The sequence below is a fragment of the Nocardia sp. NPDC052112 genome, from assembly GCF_040680135.1.
Lineage (GTDB): Bacteria > Actinomycetota > Actinomycetes > Mycobacteriales > Mycobacteriaceae > Nocardia.
In genome coordinates this window covers 424,308-444,814 of sequence record NZ_JBFAWD010000005.1, presented here as the reverse complement: position 1 = coordinate 444,814, position 20,507 = coordinate 424,308, and the positions used below count along the sequence as shown (strand labels likewise).

The window sequence follows — 20,507 nt, the reverse complement described above, 5'->3', positions numbered from 1 at the left end:
GTGAGTGAGCGGAGTACCGCGGTGGTCGAGAACAGGCACGCCCGACGGGTATATCGATCCGATGTGCGTGCGGCCCGCAGACGGCTGGCCGGCCAGGTGCGCAAGACGCCGGTCTTCCATACCTCGATCATCGGACCGAACGGACCTGTGCCGGTCACGCTGAAACTCGAGTACCTGCAACACGGTGGGACATTCAAGGTGCGCGGCAGCTTCAATGCGCTGCTGGAGTCACCCGCTCAGGTCGACCACGTGGTCATCGCCTCTGGTGGCAACGCCGGAATCGCGGCCGCGCTGGCATCGGCTCGCCTCAGCAAGACGTGCACGGTGGTGGTTCCGGAGTCGGCGCCGCATACCAAGGTGGCCGCGATGTGGTCCTACGGCGCCGAAGTGCTGTGGCACGGAACGACTTACGCCGAGGCCTACACGTACGCGAACGAACTCGCCGAAGAGCGGGGCGCGCTGCAACTGCATGCCTACGACCTGCCTGCCGTGGTTGCCGGTGCGGGTGTGGTCGGGCTGGAGTTGGAGGAGCAGGTGCGCGGGCGGCCGCCGGTGCTGGTCGCGGTCGGCGGCGGCGGGCTGGTCGCCGGGATTGCGGCCGCGTTGGGGCGGCGCCAGCAGGTGGTCGGGGTCGAGCCGGAGGGCATTCCGACGTTGAACGCCGCGCTGCTCGCGGACCGGCCGGTGGAGGTGAATGTTCGCAGCATTGCGGCGGATTCCTTGGGCGCCAATCGAATCGGGGATATCGCCCTGGATGTCGCGCGGCGTTATGAAGTCCGGTCGCTGCTGGTGACCGATGACGCCATCTCGACCGCTCGCGAATATCTGTGGCGCGAGTTCCGGATCGTGGTGGAACTTGCGGGGGCGGCGGCCTTGGCCGCCGTGCAGAGCGGTGCGTATGTGCCTGCCGAGGGGGAGCGGCCGGTGATCGTGCTGTGTGGCGCCAATACCGATCTGTCGGTCCTCTGACTCACCAGCCACCCCGAAGGTATGAAGCGGCGACTGTTCACATGAGACGAAGTTGTCCACATTCGGGAATCGGGGCGGCCGGAGGGGTTCGGAGCCGTCAGGCTGAAAGGGAGCAACACCCGAGAGCCTGATGGATCGAAATGTTAAGGGGCGGAACGATGTATGAAGCGATGGTTACCGTGATCGGGACCGTGGTGACCCATCCGGTGAAGCGCGACCTGACCAACGGCGAGCAGGTGGTGACCTTCCGGATGGCGAGCAATTCGCGGCGGTTCAATCCGGAGACGAGCGAGTGGGTCGACGGTGGGACCCTCTATCTCACCGTCAGCTGCTGGCGTCGGCTGGTGGTCGGGGTCGACGCTTCACTGCGTCGCGGCGATCCGATCATCGCCTACGGGCAACTGCGCACCCACGAGTACCGGGCCAGGGATGGTGTGGATCGGCGTGATGTCGAGATGCGCGCCACCTCGATCGGCCCGGACCTGTCCCGCTGCACCGCACAGGTGGTCCGGCGCGCGGTTTCGGGCGCGGCATCCGGACCCAGTACTCTGGCACGGAATAGTTGTGACCGATCCAGCGCTGAAGACCGTGCACGTGTCGAAGGGGAGGGACCGGGGGAGGACGCGACGTCCCTCACTTCCGCACCGCCTCGGCTCGCGGATACCGAGCCTGTCGACGCTTGAGCACAGGCCGGACACCCCGGCGACAGTGATGGCTCTGCTGCATTCCACCGATACCCACACCGATAGGCTTTCCCGTATGGCTGAGTTCATCTACCAAATGAAGAAGGTTCGCAAGGCGCACGGCGACAAGGTCGTGCTCGACGATGTCACCTTGAACTTCCTTCCCGGCGCGAAGATCGGCGTCGTCGGCCCCAATGGCGCGGGTAAATCCAGCGTGCTGAAGATCATGGCCGGACTGGACCAGCCGAACAACGGAGACGCCTTCCTCGCACCGGGTGCCACGGTGGGCATCCTGCAGCAGGAGCCGCCGCTGAACGAGGAGAAGACGGTTCGCGGCAATGTCGAGGAGGGCCTCGGCGAGGTCAAGGTGAAGCTGGATCGCTTCAATGAGATCGCCGAACTCATGGCCACCGACTACTCCGACGAGCTCATGGACGAAATGGGCAAGCTGCAGGAGTACCTCGATCACGCCGATGCCTGGGATGTCGACTCCCAGCTCGAGCAGGCCATGGACGCCCTGCGCTGCCCGCCGCCGGATGAGCCGGTCACCAACCTCTCCGGTGGTGAGCGCCGCCGCGTCGCACTGTGCAAGCTGCTGCTCAGCAAGCCCGACCTGCTCCTGCTCGACGAGCCCACCAACCATCTCGATGCCGAGAGCGTGCTGTGGCTCGAGCAGCACCTGGCCTCCTACCAGGGCGCCGTACTCGCCGTCACGCACGACCGGTACTTCCTCGACAATGTCGCCGAGTGGATCCTCGAACTCGACCGCGGGCGCACCTTCCCCTACGAGGGCAACTACTCCACCTATCTGGAGAAGAAGGCCCAGCGTCTCGAGGTGCAGGGCAAGAAGGATCAGAAGCTGCAGAAGCGGCTCAAGGAGGAGCTGGCCTGGGTGCGCTCCGGCGCGAAGGCCCGCCAGGCCAAGAACAAGGCCCGGCTCGGCCGGTACGAGGAGATGGCGGCCGAGGCTGAGCGGCACAGGAAGTTGGACTTCGAGGAGATCCAGATCCCGGCGGGTCCGCGCCTGGGCAGCGTGGTCGTCGAGGTCGCGCATCTGGACAAGGGCTTCGGGGACCGTCAGCTCATCAAGGATCTGTCGTTCACCTTGCCGCGCAACGGCATTGTCGGTGTCATCGGTCCGAACGGTGTCGGTAAGACCACGCTGTTCAAGACGATTGTCGGGCTCGAGTCGCCCGACAGTGGTGAAGTGAAGGTGGGCGAGACAGTCAAGCTGAGCTACGTCGACCAGAACCGCGCGGGCATCGACCCCAAGAAGAACGTCTGGCAGGTCGTTTCCGAAGGGCTGGACTTCATCGAGGTCGGCAACCAGGAGATGCCGTCGCGCGCCTACGTCAGTGCCTTCGGCTTCAAGGGGCCGGACCAGCAGAAGCCCGCCGGGGTGCTCTCCGGTGGTGAGCGCAACCGCCTGAATCTCGCGCTCACCCTCAAGCAGGGCGGCAACTTGATCCTGCTCGACGAGCCCACCAACGACCTCGACGTGGAAACGCTGAGTTCGTTGGAGAACGCGCTCGAGCAGTTCCCGGGCTGTGCCGTGGTCATCTCCCACGACCGCTGGTTCCTCGATCGCACCTGCACCCACATCCTGGCGTGGGAGGGCGATAACGACAACGAGGCCAAGTGGTTCTGGTTCGAGGGCAACTTCGAGGCGTACGAGGCCAACAAGATCGAGCGCCTCGGCCTGGAGGCAGCCCGCCCGCATCGGGTGACCCACCGCAAGCTCACCCGCGACTGAGTCCGGCGTTCGGCGGGGCGGTCGCAGTGCACTGCCCCGCCGGACGAGCTGTTTTAGTGCGGCGACGATTGTTTTGTATACCGCGCCCTCGGCACTGTCGGCGTTCGAACCGGCCAGCCGGTTGCGGCTGAGTAGACCTGTGGGGGCGATGATTTGTTCGGGGAGAGCGTCGCGTTCGGACTGCAGGCGCTGTGCGAGCAACCCACGGTCGCCCACCGCCGAAGACCCTTCGGCACCGAGCCGCAGCACTGGGTTGCGGACCGGAGCGGAGGCGATCACATCTGTGCATGATGGTGTCGAACGGTCGTTCTGCCGAAGGAAGTGCGGCGAACGGGCACCGCGCAGTGTTTCCATCGAAGGAAATACGGTCGACCGACACTGTTCCAAAGATCTGACTATGGTGGGGACCGTGCATGCGCAGGCGCAGTCCGGGCATTGGGTCGCTACCACCGCGATTGCGTCTACGTGACGTTGCCGGTCCGATCGGGTGCTGTGCCGGGACCAACCACCTCGGCAATCAAGCGGCGAACGCTGCGGTATCGGTGAACACCCTGCATTTAGAAGGGAATTCACCCACGCGTCAGCATGGCACAGCTACTCTCGGACCGGCGTCACTTTGTTGCGGAACCGAATCCGAGGAGTTGGCGAAAAAATGACGGTCTCGTCCGAATTGTCCAGTGCGGCGTGGGCCGCGGGTTTGCCGCAGTCGCTGCGCGGTGAACTCGCAACCCTCGAGGAGGCGTATTTCCGCCACGTCGACGCGGGCGATGTGGACTGCGCGATCACCGGGATCACTCAGATCTTCCGGCGGCATATGGAACTCGCGATGACCCGCCCCGTCGGGCGGGCGCTAGTGCGGGTCTACCACCCCGACGACGGCTCCGGCCTCGGCGCCGCGGTGCAGTTGGTCACCGACGATATGTCGCTACTCGTGGAGTCGATCACCTCGTCGCTGAGCCGGATGGGCGTCAGCGTGAGCGAGGTGATCCACCCGATCTTCGAGGTGACGCGCGATCCGGACGGACGGCTGATCAGCGCCGCACCGCATGAGGTCGACAGCAACGGCACCGACGGCCTGCGCGAATCGTGGATGCACCTGCAACTGCACCCGTCGACCAGCCGGGCCCTGCTGGATCGGATCGAGCAGTCGATGCCGGATGTGGTCGCGGATGTGCGCCAGGTCATCGGTGATGCCGAGGCCATCAAACAGGTGCAGAGCAATCTGGCCGATGAGTTGGAGGTGGCGGCGAAATCCGGCCACGCGCCGTTCTCCGATACCGATCTGGTCGATACCGCGAATCTGTTGCGCTGGTTGGCCGGTGGCAATTTCACCGTGCTCGGCTATGCCCGCTATCGGCTCAGCACCGAGCACGAACAGACGATCTCGAACAACCCGCTGCCCGGTACCTGCCTCGGCGTGCTACGCCCGGATGTCGGCACCGACTTTCGGGTGCCGATCAACGCCGGCGACCGTCCGCTGCTCATGCTCACCCAGGGCCTGGTGCCCGCCACCGTGCACCGCTCGGTGTACCCGTACTTCATCGGTGTCGCCGACTTCGACGAGTCCGGCACGATCGTCGGTGAGCACCTGTTCATCGGTGTCTTCACCGTGACCGCGGTACACGAGAACGTCATGGATATCCCGGTGATCGAGCGCCGGGTGCGTTCGGTGATCGAGGAGAGCGGCTTCGATCTGGATTCGTTCTCCGGGCAGGCCATGCTCGAGGTCATCCAGTCTTTCCCGCGCACCGAATTGTTCTCCTCGGATGCCGAGACCATGCGGCGCACCGCGACCGCGGTGCTGAATGTCGGTCTGCGCCGACAGGTTCGGCTGTTCCTGCGCTCGGATGGCTACGGCCGGTTCGTCGCGTGCCTGGTCTATCTGCCTCGGGATCGCTACACCACGCGGGTGCGGTTGGAGATGCAGGAAATCCTGGTGCGCGAACTGGGCGGTGTCTCCATCGACTACTCCGCCAGGGTCAGCGAAAGCGAGCTGGCCAGTGTGTATTTCACGGTGCGCATGCCGGAGTCCGAGTTCGGGGTGCCGCGCGAATCGGTGACCCAGGCCGACACCTCCGAGGCCAATCGGCTCCGCATCCAGAACCTGCTCGCCGAGGCGACGCACACCTGGGACGATCGCCTCAACGATGCGGTGAACACCTCGACCGTACTGGATCCCGGCGTCGTGCAGCGCTACGCCGAGGCCTTTCCGGAGGCGTACAAACAGGATTTCGCCGCCGAGCGCGCACTGGCCGACGTGGTCCGGCTGGAGGGCCTCGCCGCGGGCTCGATCGACCAATACCTCTACCGCCGTGCGGATTCGGTGCCGGGTTCGTGGCGTTTCACGCTCTACATCGGCGGCGGCGGCGTCTCGCTGAGCCAGGTGCTGCCGGTGCTGCAGAGCCTCGGTGTGGAGGTGGTCGACGAGCGGCCCTATCAGATTCTCTCGGATCCGACGCTTGGCGATGACGGCGGCGAACGCTGGATCTACGACTTCGGCTTGCTGGCTCGGCCGGAACTGCTGCGCAGTTCGCTGGACCGGGATCTGGACGCCGAACTGTTGGAGTCCTCGGCCAGAGCCGATGCGCTGGAATCCGAGGAGCGGGGCCTGCACAACCGGTTTACCGAGGCCTTCGAAGCGATGTGGTTCGGGCGTGCCGAAGCCGACGGGCTCAATGAACTCGTGCTGCGTGCCCGGCTGTCGTGGCGTGCGGTATCGATCCTGCGGATGTACGCGAAGTACCTGCAGCAGGCGGACTTCCCGTACAGCCAGGCGAATATCACCAGGGTGCTGCTCGCCTATCCGGATATCGCGCGGCTGTTCGTCGATCTGTTCACGGCGCGCTTCGATCCGGATACCGAATCGGCCGAGCACGCGGCCGATTTGGAGACCCGAGTCCGCGGCCGCATCGATGAGGTCGTCAGCTTGGACGCGGACCGGATCCTGCGTGCGATCCTGTCGCTGGTCAAGGCGACGCTGCGGACGAACTACTATGTGACCGATGCCAAGGGCATTTCGCGCGGGTACATCTCGGTGAAGGTGGAACCACGCGAAATCGCCGAGTTGCCCAAGCCGAGGCCGCAATTCGAGATCTTCGTGTATTCGCCGCGGGTCGAGGGTGTGCATCTGCGCTTCGGTCCGGTCGCGCGTGGCGGGTTGCGCTGGTCGGACCGTTTGGAGGACTTCCGCACCGAGATCCTGGGCTTGGTGAAGGCGCAGGCGGTCAAGAACGCGGTCATCGTGCCGGTCGGCGCCAAGGGCGGATTCGTCGTCAAGCAGCCGCCCGCGGCCACCGGGGATCCGACCGCGGATCGGCAGGCACTCGGCGCGGAGGGCGTCGAATGCTATCGGACTTTCATCTCCGGTCTGCTCGATGTCACCGATAATGTCGACCGCGCGACCGGCGCGGTACTGCCGCCCAAGCGGGTGATCCGCCGCGACGGCGACGACACCTACCTGGTGGTCGCGGCCGATAAGGGCACCGCCACCTTCTCCGATATCGCCAACGATGTGGCCCAGCGCTACGGGTTCTGGCTCGGTGACGCCTTCGCCTCCGGTGGTTCGGCGGGGTACGACCACAAGGCGATGGGCATTACCGCCAAGGGTGCGTGGGAGAGCGTGAAACGCCACTTCCAGGAGATGGATATCGACACGCAGACAACCGATTTCACCGTGGTCGGGGTCGGCGATATGAGCGGTGACGTCTTCGGCAACGGCATGTTGCTGTCCGAGCACATCCGATTGGTCGCGGCCTTCGATCACCGGCACATCTTCCTGGATCCGAATCCCGATGCGGCGACTTCGTTCCGGGAGCGGCAGCGGATGTTCGCCTTGCCTCGCTCGTCGTGGGCCGATTACGACACCTCGCTCATCAGCACCGGCGGTGGTGTCTGGGATCGCACGGTGAAGTCGGTGCCGATCAGCCCGCCGGCGCGAAAGGCATTGGGACTGGCTGACGATGTGGTCGCGCTGTCGCCGCCGGAACTGGTCCGGGCGATTCTGCTCGCGCCGGCGCAGCTGTTGTGGAACGGCGGCATCGGCACCTACATCAAGGCGAGCACCGAGACCAATGCCGAGGTCGGCGACAAGTCCAATGACCCGGTGCGCGTCAATGGGAATCAGCTGCGGGTCAAGGTGATCGGCGAGGGCGGCAATCTGGGTGCGACCGCACTCGGCCGAATCGAGTTCTGCCGCAACGGCGGCAAGATGAACACCGACGCACTGGACAACTCGGCCGGTGTCGACTGCTCCGACCACGAGGTCAATATCAAGGTGCTGCTCGACGGTGTGGTCAGCGCGGGCGTACTGCCCGAGACCGAACGCAATCCGCTGCTCGCCTCGATGACCGATGAGGTCGCCCAGATGGTGTTGCAGGACAATGTCTCCCAGAACTTCCTGATGGGCATCTCCCGGACCGAGGCGCCTCGGATGCTGAATGTGCACCAGCGGCTCATCGAGGATCTGGAGGTGCGTCGCGGGGTGGATCGCGAGCTGGAGGCGCTGCCCTCGGAGGTCGAGATCAAGCGCAGGATCGAAGACGGCACGGGTCTGGCTTCGCCGGAGTTGGCCAATCTCATGGCGCATGTGAAGCTTTCGCTCAAGGCCGATCTGCTCGAAACCGATCTACCGGATATCGCGTACTTCGCCACCAGGCTGCCGGAGTATTTTCCGACACCGCTGCGCGAGCGTTTCGGCACCGCCATCAAGCGGCACCGACTGCGTCGCGAGATCACCACCACCATGGTGGTGAACGAGATGGTCGACTACGGCGGCATCTCCTACGCCCATCGGCTCAACGAGGAGATCGGCGCCAGCTCGACCGACGCCGTGCGCTCCTTCGCGGCGGCCAGCGAGATCTTCGATCTGCACGATATGTGGGCGCGGATCCGGGCCACCGACGCCGCGGTATCGGTGCGCGACGAACTCGAGCTGGAGACCAAGCGGACGCTGGACCGCGCCTCGCGCTGGTTGCTGAGCAATCGCCCGCAGCCGATCGCGGTCGGTGCGGAGATCAACCGATACAGCCGGGGCGTGCGGGAGCTGGCGCCGAAGGTGCCCGGCTGGCTGCGCGGACATCACGTCTCGACCCTGACCGATCAGTCCGCCGAGGTGATCGCCCGCGGCGCGCCGACCGACCTCGCCACCGAGGTCTTCGGACTGCTGAATCTGTTCCCGCTGCTCGATGTGTTGGATATCGCAGATATCACAGATCGCAGCGGTGAGGAGGTCGGCTCGCTGTACTACGCGCTCAACGATCACCTCAAGATCGATTGGCTGTTGCAGGCGGTCAGCCACCTGGAACGCGGCGATCGCTGGCATGCGCTGGCCCGCCTCGCGCTGCGTGACGATATGTACGGATCGCTGCGCTCGCTGACCCTCGACGTACTCTCCGGGGGCGACCCGGAGGAGACCGCGGACGAGAAGATTGCATACTGGGAGTCGAAAAACCAGTCCCGGCTCGGGCGTGCTCGGGCCGCGCTGTCGGAGTTGTTCGAGTCCGGAACCCACGATCTCGCCACGCTGTCGGTTGCAGCGCGGCAAGTGCGAAGCATGGTGAGCGGGGTGGGCGCTCAATCGGAGGTACCGCGTTGACCAGTTCGCTGAACGGTAACGGAAGGGCGCTTGGCGGCAGCTTGCTGCTACCCAAGCGCTTCCACGCCAAGGTAGACGTCAGGTGGTCGGACATGGACGTGTTTCAGCACGTCAACCATGCCCGCATGGTGACGCTGCTGGAGGAGGCGCGGATTCCGTGGCTTTTCGAGGACGGACGCCCGACCGCGCCGTTGCGCGAGGGCTGTGTGCTGGCGGACCTTCGGGTTCGCTACCGCGGCCAGCTGCGCCACGAGGACACCCCGCTCGATATCGCCATGTGGATCGAGCAACTGCGTGCGGTCGACTTCACCATCGGCTACGAGGTCCGGGCCAATGGCTCGGCCCCGGACTCGCCGCCCGCGGTGATCGCCTCCACGCAGATCGCGGCCTTCGATATGCGCTCGCAGCGTCTGCGTCGGCTCACCGATACCGAACGGGATTACCTCGCCGAGTGGAAAGAGTGAGCGATTGCCGGGGTCGGGCGGCCGAGTCGGATTGCTGCGCGGTAGTGGCCGGCTTCGGTTCTCGAGCAGCGGTCGTCGGCGTCGGCTCGCGTGGTGATGGCTGATTCCGGTTGCGCAGCGGTGGTGACGGACTGCGGTCGTCGTGCGGCGGCGGCCGCGGTGCGGGGGCCGATCCGGGCGTGTTCGACTCGGTTGCGCGGCAGTGGTGGAATGGTCGCGTGGTGATGGCTGAATCCAGTTGCGGCGCAGGGGTGGTGGCGCGCTGATGTCGGGACAGCGAGTCCTCGATGTTGCCGATCCGGCCGAGCGGGAGAATCTGGCGACCTTCTTGAGTCGAGCCGTTCGGCTGGATCCCGCGGCGGTGGTGCGCCTGCGTCGTCGCGGGGAACGGTACGTATCCGCTTGGGTGGCAACGGGTTTCGAGGCGCTGGCGGTGCGCACCGTGGTCGCCGAGCTCGGCGTCGACGATGTCACCGTCGGTGCCGATCTGGTGTTGGCCGGTCTGCCGTCCGGCAGTCCGATCGATCTCGGCTACTCGATGGATTCGGCTTGGCGCGGTGCGCTTCCCCCGGATGTCGGCTTCGAACATGTCGACGATGTGCCCGCGCGCACCCTCGTCGAACTCGCCGAACAGGGCGCGGCACTGGCCAAGGAACACGGCAGCAACCATGGCCCGCCCGCCGCCCTGCTCGACCAGACGGTGCTCACGGTATCCGGGGCCGCGGCTCAGGTGCAGGTTCCGATGCGCGTCGTATTTGCCCTCACTGCAATGGATTTCATCCCGCATGCCGGTGACAAGGCCGACTCCCGCCGCATCCTGCCCACCGAAATCGTTCGGGTCCGTGCCACGAAAACCTGGCTCCGCATCGACGCCCGCTACGGCTCTGTGGCCCGGCGCCGCGGCGGCGGCATCCCATTAACCCCAAGCTGACCCAAACCCTGTCGCTGGTGGCTGTCTGGAATTCTTGTCGCTGGTGGGCTGCTCGGAATCTCTGTCGCTCTGAGCCGCCCGGAACCCCTGTCGCTGGTGACCTGCTCCGACCTGTGTCGTTGGTGAGCTGACCCAAATCCCTGCCGCTGGTGCCTGTCGCGCAAGCTCGTGTACCGCCTGTCGGGATCGGCGCCCGGCAAGGAGGTGCGGATCTCGAGACGCTGCGGATGATCGCGTTCGGCATTGCCGACCCTGTGGTTTCCACGCCAGGCAGCGCTATCGCGCACACCTACCAGGGATTTCGGGACCCCGTTGCATCGAGCATCCCGAAGGTGCGTCTACGCACGCCTTTGTCGTAATGCACACCCGTACATCGGGTGTACAGCCGCTGTACCCGGGGTGTGGCGGGGTCAGGTGAGGCCGACCAAACGCAGCAGGGCGGTCGTACCCGCCGCAGCCAGGATGACCACCAGCATCGGCTGGTTGCGCCAGGCGAGGAGCCCGCCGACCAAAACCCCTGCGGGTAAGGCGAATCCGAGGTGGCCGGAGCCGGTGGGCACCGTGGTGACGGCGACCATCGCCGCGAGCAGGACGACCGCGCCGATCTCCAGCAGTTTTGTTGCTCGCTCCGGGAAGCGGATGCGGTTGCGCAGTGCCGGTCCCGATGACCGGAAGGCATAGGTTCCGGCGGAGAGTGCGGACATGGCCACCAGCAAGATCGGGGTGCTCACGTCCGCGCCTCCTCGGTCCTCGGTTCGGCCGGATGTGCTCCGCCGAAGAATCGCTTAATCATGCCGTCTGCGCCTTTTCAGGCTCGGCCGTGCTGTCGCTGTTCCTCGAGATCGCGAAGAACAGCCCCGAAAGTGCCACCAGCACGGGCATTCCCGCTGGCAGGAACGGCGCGCTCGCCACCGCGGCGGTGGCCCCGAGCAACGCAGCTCGGAGGGTGCCGCGGGCTCGTAAGGCAGGCATGATCAGCGATAACAGCACCGCCGGGAACACCGCGTCCAAACCGATCGCACCGGTATCGGGTACCACCGCGGCGATCAGCGCGCCGATCGCCGCACCGCCCGGCCACGCGATGAGCACGCCCAACCCGCTCACCCAGTACGCGGCCCGCCGACGTGTCACGTCGGGCTGGGCGAGTGCCAGCGCGACGGATTCGTCGTTCATCACGTGTACTCCGATGCGCCGCCGCCATCCGGTGCCGACTACATCGGGCACCGACAGCCCATATGGCAGATGCCTGGCATTGACCAGCAGTCCGGCCAGTATCGCGGCGACCGGGCTGCCACCGGCGGCCATGATTCCGATGAACAGGAACTCCGCCCCGCCCGCGAGCACCACGACCCCGAGCACAATCGGTACCCAGAGCGGAAAACCGGAAGTGACAGCGGTCGCGCCGTAGGAAACACCGATCAACCCGACCGCGAGCAGTACCGCCGCGATGCCGGATAGTGTGTCCCGATCAAGTGTTCGCCATATCGAACGCATGTAGCTTATAATGAACATGGCGGGGCGATTCGTCAATATGGTTCGCTGTTGGGCGGTCAGCTGTAGTCACTTCGGCCGGCCTGCCATCCCCCTAGTCGACGGGAGCGGACATGGAGCAGAGTCCGACGACGCCACAGGCGGTGATCGCCGCTGCCCTGCGCCGCGAGCGCACCCGTGCTGGGCTATCGCTCACCGAGGTCGCCAACCGCGCGGGTGTGGCGAAATCCACACTGTCCCAGCTGGAGTCCGGTACCGGCAATCCGAGCCTGGAGACCTTGTGGGCGCTGTGCGTCGCACTGGATATGCCCTTCTCGCGACTGCTCGAACCGCCGCGCCCGATCGTTCAGGTGATTCGCGCGGGGGAGGGACCGGTACTGGCCGCCGCGGAATCCGATTACCGTGCCACCCTGCTGGCGGCCGGACCGGCCAACACCCGCCGTGACTTCTTTCGGATCACCGCCGAACCCGGCCACGCCCGCAGATCCGAACCGCACATTCCGGGGGTGATCGAGCATGTACTGCTGGCCAGCGGCCGTGCGCTCACCGGCCCGATCGACGCACCTGTCGAGCTCGGACCGGGCGACTACATCTCATACCCGGGTGACGCCCCGCACGTGTTCGAAGCCCTGACACCCGATACCTGGGCGGCACTCGTCGTCGAATACACATAGTCGGTCGCGGCTGCTCGACCCCGATTCGTGCACGCAGGCGAAGACATGCGCGGCGGAACGAAGGCGAGTCCCGGCCGGACCGCACCCACCCGGAGCTAGGCAGCGCCCTCGCCGAGATACTGCAACCACACCGGATCCAGCTCCGCGGTGGTCGACAACAGCCGCCAATGTGGCCCCTTCGGCGAGACCAGCGGCGAACGCAAGGTCCACCCCAGCTCGCTGAGCAGCTTGTCGGCCTTGCGGTGGTTGCAGGGCGCGCAGCTCGCGACGCAGTTCTCCCAGGAATGTTCACCGCCGCGGCTGCGCGGGATGACGTGATCGATGGTCTCCGCCTTACCACCGCAATAGCCGCAGCGGTAGCGGTCGCGATGCATGAGGGCGGCGCGGGTCATCGGGACGCGCGCCCGATAGGGCACGTGCACATAGCTGCGCAGCCGGATGACGGACGGAATCGTGACGGCGGATTCGGCGGAATGCACCACCGAACCCTCGGGGTCGTGGTGGACGGTATCGGCTTTATCGCAAATGAGAAGTACCACGGCGCGGCGCGCGGACAATGCGGTGAGCGGCTCGTAGGTGGCATTCAGAAGCAACACCCGGCGCTTCAACCAGCTGGCGGCCTCGTTCTGGACGGACGTGAGGTGCGGGATGTGGTGAGCAGGCTCACCGGTGCGATGGGCACCCGGATGGTGGTCGGACAAGATGTGCAGCGGAGTAGCCCCCGACCCACGATTGTGGACGTCGGCGGGCTGGAGTTGTCGGTGCGTCCTGGCCTCATGTGATCGGCCGTGCCGCTGCTTCATGGTGACCCCGGTTTCTTCGTAATCAAGATCATGTGGTATCTCGGCAGAGACTGCCACCCAGTTGACCATGGAACGCCCGCCATTGCACGGTGATTTCACACAATGTCGGATGAACTGTGGTTGAAGGGCCGCCCGTTCGTAACGCGGGCACAATGGACGGCGGGCCGCTAGCGATCGCTTGCGGGTCGCTCGAAACAACACAACTTGGCCCGATCGAGAGGACCTGATGAGTTCCGGCGAGCAGACAGCCACGTCGTTCTACGAGGCGATCGGCGGGGCGGAGACGTTCCAGCGGATCGTCGCCGCGTTCTATCGCGAGGTGGCGGCCGATGAGGTGCTGCGCCCGCTGTACCCGGAGCAGGACCTCGCACCGGCGGAGCGACGCCTGCGCATGTTCCTCGAGCAGTACTGGGGCGGTCCGCGCACCTACTCCGAGGAACGGGGGCACCCGCGGCTGCGGATGCGGCATATGCCGTTCACGATCGGTCCGGTGGAGCGTGACGCATGGCTGCGCTGCATGCGCATCGGCGTGGCGGAGATCGAACCGGCAATTCTGGATGACGAGCATCGCAAGGCGTTGCTCGACTATTTGGAGATGGCGGCAAATTCGCTGATGAATGCGGCTTGGTGAGATCTTTCCGGCTGGTTCAGGGTCAGCGACAGGGTTTCGACTCGGGTCGCGGAACGCTGGATATTTGCCGGATGTCGATGAATATCGCTGAGCCTGGGCGAATTTACCGAAATTATTTGGCACTATTGCGGATGTGACTGATACACCTGCCGTGCCGGCGCCGGTGGATCGCACCGCCCAACCTTGGTGGCGGTCGGCCGTGTTCTACCAGGTTTATCCGAGGTCCTTCGCGGACTCCGACGGTGACGGGGTCGGCGATCTCGGTGGCGTTCGGGAGAAGCTCGGCTACCTCGAACTACTCGGGGTAGATGCGCTCTGGATCTGTCCGGTGATGCGCTCGCCGATGGCCGACGGCGGCTACGACGTCGCCGATCCGCGCGATATCGACCCGCTGTTCGGCGGTATGGCGGCAATGGACGAGCTGATCGCCGAGGCGCACGACCGCAACCTCAAGGTCACCATGGACCTGGTGCCGAATCACACCAGTGACCAGCATCCCTGGTTCACCGCGGCGCTGGCCGCCGCGCCCGGCAGCCACGAGCGCGAGCGCTACATCTTCCGCGACGGCCGCGGACCCGACGGCGCCACGCCGCCGAACAACTGGCCGAGCATCTTCGGCGGACCCGCCTGGACCCGCATCACCGAGGCCGACGGCACCCCCGGCCAGTGGTATCTGCACATTTTCGCGCCCGAACAGCCGGACCTGAACTGGCAGAATCCCGAGGTCGCCGCCGACTTCGAGCAAACGCTGCGGTTCTGGCTCGACCGCGGCGTCGACGGCTTCCGCCTCGATGTGGCGCACGGCATGGCCAAACCGGACGGCCTGCCCGATATGGAGCGTGTCGAGACCAAGATGCTCGTGCACGACGACAGCGATCCGCGCTTCAACAATCCCAATGTGCACGAGATCCACCGCCGCATCCGCAAGGTGCTCGACGAGTATCCGAACGCGGTCTCGATCGGCGAAGTGTGGGTCGACGACAACACTCGCTTCGGCGAGTACGTCCGGCCGGACGAACTGCACCTGGCCTTCAATTTCCGCCTCGCCGAGACGGAATTCGCCGCCGATACGGTGCGGGCCGCCATCGATAATTCGCTCGCGGCCGTCGCGCCGGTGGGCGCCTCACCCACCTGGACTCTGTCCAACCATGACATCGAGCGCGAGGTCACCCGCTATGGCGGCGGCCCGGTCGGGGTGGCGCGGGCCCGCGCGATGATCATGGTGGAGTTGGCGCTGCCCGGTGCGGTGTTCATCTACAACGGTGCCGAACTCGGACTGCCGAATGTGGACGATCTGCCCGAGTCGATGCTCCAGGATCCGGTTTGGGAACGCTCCGGACATACCGAGCGTGGACGCGACGGCTGTCGCGTGCCGATTCCGTGGGAGGGTGCGGCGCCGCCGTTCGGCTTCACCAGGGCCGCGCGGTCCTGGCTGCCGATACCGCCGGAGTGGGCGTCATCGTCGGTCGAGGCGCAATTGGAGGCGCTGGGCTCGACGCTGTCGCTGTACCGCTTGGCGATCGAATTACGCGGTGTCCGACCGGAATTCGCGGGCCCGCGGATCGAATGGTACGGCAGTCCGGCGGGTTGCCTGGCCTTCCGGCGTCCCGGTGGACTGGTCTGCGTACTGAATACCTCGTCCGCGCCGATCTCCCTCCCACCCGGTGAGGTGCTGCTCGCCAGCGCCCCGCCGGTGAACCGACAGTTGCCCGCGAATGCCGCCGCCTGGCTGGTATGAGCGAGCGAACCGAAGTCACCGCGCACATCGCGCACGACGGAGTCGAGTGCCAGCGGGGACAGTCGTCAGCGGACACACGAGTTCGACCAGAGCGCGAACTACTACACGCGATCGTCTACCGTGATTCTCGTGAGTGAGCGAAGCGAGCGAACCATGTGCCAGCGCGCAATGCGCATGACGGAGTCGAGTGCCAGCGAGGCGCAGTCATGAGCATTCTCGAGACAGTGCTGATCTTCCTCGGCATCCCGCTGGTGATCTACGGCGCGATCGCCGGATTGTCGTTTCTCGGCAAGCCACTGCCCGGTGAGAAGCCGGTCCACTTCGACCTCGGTCAGAAATGGACCCAGCCTGCCGTGCTGTGGAGCGCGACCGACGAGGTGACCGGATCGGGTCACCACACTGCTGAGTCGCATGGGCACCATGCGGCAATCGAATCCACCGACGTGGAGCTGATCGGAGGCCGGGCAAGTGGCAAGTTCTAATTGGCCCGCGGTAGTCGAATCCGAACTGCCGCACGGTTCGGTGGTCACCAGCAGCGGCCGTGTCTCCGGCGTGCACGAGGCCGGCGCGGTGTTCAAGGAGGCTCCGTTCAGCGATGACGAGCGGCTCGCCATGGATAACGTACTGACCGAGGCGACCCGCGCGACCAAGGTGCGCTTCAACATCTACATCGGCGATCTCGGCGCGGATCCGGCCGCCGGTGCGGATGCGGTCTTCCCCGCGACCCCCGAGGCCGCGCGGTCGGTGCTCATCGCGGTTTCGCCCAATGACAAGGCCATCGAGGTGCGCTCCGGTCGCGAGGTCGCCGATCGCGCCAACGACCGCGTCTGCCAGCTCGGCGTCACCGCCGCGCTGAGCTCGTTCCGGCAGGGGCAGCTCATCGACGGTCTGGTTTCCGCGGTTCGGGTGATGGCCGCGGCCATCGGTCGCTGATCGTTACCCGAACGGCGCGTTCACCTCGGTTGAGGTGAACGCGCCGTTTGCGTTTCAGCGCTGGGCTGTGTGTTTCAGTTCCGGGCGTCGAAGGCGCGGGCGCGCAGCGAGCGTTCGATGCCCGCCTTACCCTCGCTGACCAGGCGGCGCAGGGCCGGGGGATGGTCGTCGGCGAGGAATTTGTCCGCCGCCGCCACGGCTTCCTCGCTGATCGCCCACGTCGGGTAGAGCCCGACCACCACGGTCTGCGCGACCTCGCTGGAGCGGCGCTCCCAGACGGCGGGAACCTCGGCGAAATAGCGCTCCACATACGGCGTCAGCAGCTCACCCTGGCCGTTGGGTGCGAAGCCGCCGACGATCGAGCGGGCGGTGATATTCGGAACCGAATCGTCGGTCATCACCGTCGTCCAGGCCTGCTCCTTGACCTCGGCGATCGGACGGGCCGTCGCCGCGGCGGCGGCGTGCCGCTTACCCGCCGCGGTCGGATCGTTGTCCAACTCCACATCGATCGTCGGGGTCGCGAGACCGTCGGCATCGATCTCACCGGCGGCGGCGAGCGCGGTGACGAGCCGCCAACGCAGATCGGTATCGACCACCAGACCAGGGAGCCCGACCTTCGCCGGATCGCCGTCGAGCACTTCGCGCAGCACCTCGGTATGCCAGGCCGACAGCTTTGCGCCGACGAGCGCGTTGACGAACGCGAGCTGGTGATCCGAACCCGCCTCGGCCTCGCGGGCGAGTTCCAGCAACCGGTTGGCGTATTCGGGCCAGCCGGTGGTGGTGGCCCATTCCGGATCGGCGTAGCTGCCGATCGCGGTGTTGGCCTGCATCAGGAGTCGTTGCACCACACCGATTTCGGATTCGGCGCCGATGCCGCGCTGGACCAGTGCGACGAAATCGCGGGCCCGGAACTCGGCCTGCCTGGTCATCTCCCAGGCGGCCGACCACGCAAGCGTGCGGGGGAGTGGTTCGGCGATATCGGCGATGCGGTTCACCAGCACGTCGAGCGAATCGGCATCCAGCCGCACCGAGCAATAGGTGAGGTCGTCATCGTTGACCAACACGAACTTGCCGCGCGGCACGCCGACCAGTTCGGCGACATCGGTGCGCTCGGCGGCATCGAGATCGAGCTCGACGCGCTTGGTGCGCACCAGCTTCCCGTCCTGGTCGTCGTAGACACCGATGGCGAGGCGATGGACGCGACGTTCGCCGGCTCCGGGTGCGGCGCCCTCCTGCACGACGGCGAACGAGGTGAGCTTGCCCGCGGCGTCGACCTCGAAGTCCGGCCGCAGGATATTCAGGCCGGTGGTCTTGAGCCACTGTGCGCCCCAGCCGGAAAGATCACGGCCCGAGGCTTGCTCCAGCGCCGACAGCAGATCGTCGAACGTGGCATTGCCGTAGGCGTGTTCGGTGAAGTAAGTGCGCAGACCCGCGAGGAACGGCTGCAGACCGACATACGCGACGAGCTGCTTGAGCACGGAAGCGCCCTTGGCATAGGTGATTCCGTCGAAGTTGACCTCGACCGCATGCAGGTCCGGAATGTCCGCCGCAATGGGGTGGGTGGACGGCAGCTGATCCTGGCGGTAGGCCCAGGACTTCTCCACATTCGCGAAAGTGGTCCAGGCACTGGTGTATTCGGTCGCCTCGGACTGGCACAGCACCGAGGCGAAGGTCGCGAACGACTCGTTCAGCCACAGGTCGTCCCACCATTTCATGGTGACCAGATCGCCGAACCACATATGCGCCATCTCGTGCAGGACGGTCTCCGCGCGCCGCTCGTAGGACGCCCGGGTCACCTTGGACCGGAAGACGTAGTCCTCCAGGAACGTAACGGCACCCGCGTTCTCCATCGCGCCCGCATTGAACTCCGGGACGAACAACTGGTCGTATTTACCGAAGGCGTAGGGCACACCGAAGTGCTTGTGGTAGAAGCCGAATCCCTGTTTGGTCTCGGTGAACAGGCGCTCGAAGTCCATATGTTCGGCGAGCGAGGCGCGGCAGTAGATGCCGAGCGGGATGGTGCCGTGATCGTCGGTGTAGGCATCGGTCCATTCCGCGTACGGTCCCGCGATGAGCGCGACCAGATAGGTGCTCATCCGCGGGGTGGTGCGGAACAGGTGCTTGCCGGGATCGGCGAGCAGCGTATCGACCACGGCGGCGTTGGAGATGACCTTCCAGCTGGGTGCGGTCGTGACGCTGATATCGAAGGTGGCCTTGAGATCCGGCTGATCGAAGCAGGCGAACATGCGCTTGGCATCGGCGGTTTCGAACTGCGAGTACAGATAGACCGCATCGTCGGTGGGGTCGACGAAGCGGTGCAGGCCCTCACCGGTGTTGGAGTATTCGCAGTCGGCCTCGACGACGAGTTCGTTGCGCTCGGCCAGACCGGTCAGGGTGATGCCCTTGGCTTCGTCGTAGTCGGCGACGTCGATCGGCGTGCCGTTCAGCACGGCGGAGCGAACCCCGCGGGCTACGATATCGATGAACGTGCTTGCGCCCGCGGTCGCGGTGAAAGCGACCGTGCTGCGGGAGAAGAAGGTCTGCTCGCCCGGCCGCCCTGCCCCGTCGGTCAGGTCGAGCTCGATGCGATAGTTCTCGACCTGGACTGTCGAGGCGCGTTCGATTGCCTGGTCGCGAGTCAGGTTCGGTGCGGACATTGGACTCCTTCGTGGTTCGAAGAACGTGCGTGGGCGGCCCCCCGGCGGGCACAACACTCACCACAATGCCACCTCGGTAAGGTTGCCCGCGCGGGACTTTTTCCCTTGAACCCTATCGACCAGGATCGGAGCTGCGACGTGAAGCACATCCACGCCGGAAAGGTGCGCGACCTCTACGAGGACGGCGACACCCTGCTGCTCGTGGCGTCGGACCGGGTATCGGTCTACGACGTAGTGCTGCCGACGCCGATACCGGATAAGGGCGCGCTGCTGACCCAGCTGTCGAACTGGTGGTTCGAATACTTCACCGATGTGCCCAACCACGTGGTCTCCGCGACCGATGTCCCCGCGGAGTTCGCCGGTCGCGGCATCCGGGTCAAGCCGCTGAAGATGCTGCAGGTCGAATGCATCGCGCGCGGCTATCTGACCGGGTCGGGGCTGAAGGAGTACGAGCGCACCGGGACCGTTTCCGGTGTCGCACTGCCGGCCGGCCTGCGCGATGGCGACAAGCTGCCCGAGCCGATCTTCACCCCGACCAGTAAGGCATCCGAGGGCCACGACGAACCCATCACCTTCGCGGATGTGGTGAATCAGGAGGGCCGCGAGGTCGCCGAGCGACTGCGCGACCTGACCCTCCAGATCTACACCCGAGGCGCCGCACACGCCGCCGTGCGCGGCGTCATAGTCGCTGACACCAAGGTCGAATTCGGTTGGAACGGTGACGTTCTCACCCTCGGCGACGAGGTGCTGACCTCCGACTCCTCCCGCTTCTGGCCTGGCGCCGAATGGGAACCGGGGCGTCCGCAGCGCTCCTTCGACAAGCAGTTCGTCCGCGACTGGTCCACCTCCACCGGTTGGAACAAGGAGTACCCCGGCCCAGAGATCCCCACCGAAATCGTCGATGCCACCCGCCAGAAGTACATGGAGGCATACGAACTGATCACCGGGCAGACCTGGAGTGACACACCGCGCTGACATCTGATGTGCGGCTTCTGCGGTTGGATTGTTGAGTGGTGTGCCGCGCTGATGGGGGGATTTCTGGTCGCGTGCGGTGTTGATGCATGGGTGCCCGAGTGCGCTGGGCACCCTGCGCCGAGACCGGGCAACTTTGTGTGGGGTGCCAGGTTGCTGCACCGGGTGCCCAGTGGGGTGCGCGATGCACGTATCGGGTGCCGGGCACCCTGTGC

The 20,507-nt window shown here is 65.7% G+C and carries 16 protein-coding genes; 12 read left to right on the top strand and 4 right to left on the bottom strand.

Features of this window, described 5'->3' with window-relative positions; all coding sequences use genetic code 11:
- The 6 genes from AB0L58_RS12460 to AB0L58_RS12435 all read left to right on the top strand — a co-directional run bounded on the left by AB0L58_RS12460 (nucleotide 1) and on the right by AB0L58_RS12435 (nucleotide 10,393).
- Nucleotides 1-969: a threonine/serine dehydratase gene (locus tag AB0L58_RS12460; protein ID WP_364385475.1), complete on the top strand. Its 969-nt coding sequence runs from the start codon at nucleotides 1-3 to the stop codon at nucleotides 967-969.
- A gap of 158 nt (nucleotides 970-1,127) precedes the next feature.
- A complete protein-coding gene (locus AB0L58_RS12455) occupies nucleotides 1,128-1,652 on the top strand; it encodes a single-stranded DNA-binding protein (protein WP_364385472.1) in 525 nt (174 codons plus the stop codon).
- A 76-nt stretch (nucleotides 1,653-1,728) separates the two neighbouring features.
- The gene (gene ettA / locus AB0L58_RS12450) at nucleotides 1,729-3,405 is read left to right on the top strand and encodes an energy-dependent translational throttle protein EttA (protein WP_364385469.1); all 1,677 of its coding nucleotides are present in this window, start codon (nucleotides 1,729-1,731) and stop codon (nucleotides 3,403-3,405) included.
- A 652-nt stretch (nucleotides 3,406-4,057) separates the two neighbouring features.
- Nucleotides 4,058-8,998: an NAD-glutamate dehydrogenase gene (locus AB0L58_RS12445; protein WP_364385466.1), complete on the top strand. Its 4,941-nt coding sequence runs from the start codon at nucleotides 4,058-4,060 to the stop codon at nucleotides 8,996-8,998.
- 41 nt (nucleotides 8,999-9,039) lie between these two features.
- Nucleotides 9,040-9,462: a thioesterase family protein gene (locus AB0L58_RS12440; protein ID WP_364385663.1), complete on the top strand. Its 423-nt coding sequence runs from the start codon at nucleotides 9,040-9,042 to the stop codon at nucleotides 9,460-9,462.
- Between the two features lie 265 nt (nucleotides 9,463-9,727).
- Nucleotides 9,728-10,393, top strand: coding sequence for a hypothetical protein (locus AB0L58_RS12435; protein WP_364385463.1), 666 nt, complete (start codon nucleotides 9,728-9,730; stop codon nucleotides 10,391-10,393).
- A gap of 410 nt (nucleotides 10,394-10,803) precedes the next feature.
- On the opposite strand, the gene AB0L58_RS12430 is transcribed toward AB0L58_RS12435, so the two are convergent.
- Both AB0L58_RS12430 and AB0L58_RS12425 read right to left on the bottom strand, forming a co-directional pair.
- Nucleotides 10,804-11,124, bottom strand: a complete 321-nt coding sequence (locus AB0L58_RS12430) for an AzlD domain-containing protein (RefSeq protein ID WP_364385460.1) — start codon at nucleotides 11,122-11,124, stop codon at nucleotides 10,804-10,806.
- Between the two features lie 58 nt (nucleotides 11,125-11,182).
- Complete coding sequence (locus AB0L58_RS12425; protein WP_364385457.1) at nucleotides 11,183-11,887, bottom strand: AzlC family ABC transporter permease; 705 nt, start codon at nucleotides 11,885-11,887, stop codon at nucleotides 11,183-11,185.
- 110 nt (nucleotides 11,888-11,997) lie between these two features.
- Between AB0L58_RS12425 and AB0L58_RS12420 the strand changes: the two genes are divergently transcribed.
- Complete coding sequence (locus AB0L58_RS12420) at nucleotides 11,998-12,558, top strand: XRE family transcriptional regulator (protein WP_364385454.1); 561 nt, start codon at nucleotides 11,998-12,000, stop codon at nucleotides 12,556-12,558.
- A gap of 95 nt (nucleotides 12,559-12,653) precedes the next feature.
- Here the strand turns inward: AB0L58_RS12420 and AB0L58_RS12415 are convergent, their stop codons facing one another.
- Complete coding sequence (locus tag AB0L58_RS12415; RefSeq protein WP_364385660.1) at nucleotides 12,654-13,361, bottom strand: HNH endonuclease; 708 nt, start codon at nucleotides 13,359-13,361, stop codon at nucleotides 12,654-12,656.
- A gap of 226 nt (nucleotides 13,362-13,587) precedes the next feature.
- On the opposite strand from AB0L58_RS12415, the gene AB0L58_RS12410 reads away from it, so the two are divergent.
- The 4 genes from AB0L58_RS12410 (at nucleotide 13,588) to AB0L58_RS12395 (ending at nucleotide 16,663) form a co-directional block, all read left to right on the top strand.
- Complete coding sequence (locus AB0L58_RS12410) at nucleotides 13,588-13,992, top strand: globin (protein WP_364385451.1); 405 nt, start codon at nucleotides 13,588-13,590, stop codon at nucleotides 13,990-13,992.
- Nucleotides 13,993-14,155: 163 nt separating this feature from the next.
- Nucleotides 14,156-15,730 (top strand): alpha-amylase family glycosyl hydrolase, encoded by a 1,575-nt coding sequence (locus tag AB0L58_RS12405; RefSeq protein ID WP_364385657.1) that lies wholly within the window; start codon nucleotides 14,156-14,158, stop codon nucleotides 15,728-15,730.
- Between the two features lie 206 nt (nucleotides 15,731-15,936).
- Nucleotides 15,937-16,212 carry a hypothetical protein gene (locus tag AB0L58_RS12400; protein ID WP_364385448.1) on the top strand — a complete coding sequence of 92 codons (276 nt, stop codon included), beginning with the start codon at nucleotides 15,937-15,939 and terminating at the stop codon, nucleotides 16,210-16,212.
- Nucleotides 16,199-16,663 carry a DUF5130 domain-containing protein gene (locus AB0L58_RS12395; RefSeq protein ID WP_364385445.1) on the top strand — a complete coding sequence of 155 codons (465 nt, stop codon included), beginning with the start codon at nucleotides 16,199-16,201 and terminating at the stop codon, nucleotides 16,661-16,663. Before AB0L58_RS12400 ends, AB0L58_RS12395 begins: the two co-directional genes overlap by 14 nt.
- A 74-nt stretch (nucleotides 16,664-16,737) precedes the next feature.
- Here AB0L58_RS12395 and pepN read toward each other — a convergent pair whose 3' ends face one another.
- A complete protein-coding gene (gene pepN / locus AB0L58_RS12390) occupies nucleotides 16,738-19,320 on the bottom strand; it encodes an aminopeptidase N (RefSeq protein ID WP_364385442.1) in 2,583 nt (860 codons plus the stop codon).
- A 138-nt stretch (nucleotides 19,321-19,458) separates the two neighbouring features.
- Between pepN and AB0L58_RS12385 the strand changes: the two genes are divergently transcribed.
- Nucleotides 19,459-20,295: a phosphoribosylaminoimidazolesuccinocarboxamide synthase gene (locus tag AB0L58_RS12385; RefSeq protein WP_364385439.1), complete on the top strand. Its 837-nt coding sequence runs from the start codon at nucleotides 19,459-19,461 to the stop codon at nucleotides 20,293-20,295.
- Nucleotides 20,296-20,507 lie beyond the last annotated feature (212 nt).

Bases quoted from the DNA above. Each gene is read 5' to 3' on its own strand.
- AB0L58_RS12410 (WP_364385451.1), top strand. From the start codon at position 13,588: ATGAGTTCCGGCGAGCAGACAGCCACGTCGTTCTACGAGGCGATCGGC.
- AB0L58_RS12445 (WP_364385466.1), top strand. From the start codon at position 4,058: ATGACGGTCTCGTCCGAATTGTCCAGTGCGGCGTGGGCCGCGGGTTTG.
- AB0L58_RS12425 (WP_364385457.1), bottom strand. From the start codon at position 11,887: ATGCGTTCGATATGGCGAACACTTGATCGGGACACACTATCCGGCATC.
- ettA (WP_364385469.1), top strand. From the start codon at position 1,729: ATGGCTGAGTTCATCTACCAAATGAAGAAGGTTCGCAAGGCGCACGGC.
- AB0L58_RS12435 (WP_364385463.1), top strand. From the start codon at position 9,728: ATGTCGGGACAGCGAGTCCTCGATGTTGCCGATCCGGCCGAGCGGGAG.
- AB0L58_RS12400 (WP_364385448.1), top strand. From the start codon at position 15,937: ATGAGCATTCTCGAGACAGTGCTGATCTTCCTCGGCATCCCGCTGGTG.
- AB0L58_RS12455 (WP_364385472.1), top strand. From the start codon at position 1,128: ATGTATGAAGCGATGGTTACCGTGATCGGGACCGTGGTGACCCATCCG.
- AB0L58_RS12415 (WP_364385660.1), bottom strand. From the start codon at position 13,361: ATGAAGCAGCGGCACGGCCGATCACATGAGGCCAGGACGCACCGACAA.
- pepN (WP_364385442.1), bottom strand. From the start codon at position 19,320: ATGTCCGCACCGAACCTGACTCGCGACCAGGCAATCGAACGCGCCTCG.
- AB0L58_RS12420 (WP_364385454.1), top strand. From the start codon at position 11,998: ATGGAGCAGAGTCCGACGACGCCACAGGCGGTGATCGCCGCTGCCCTG.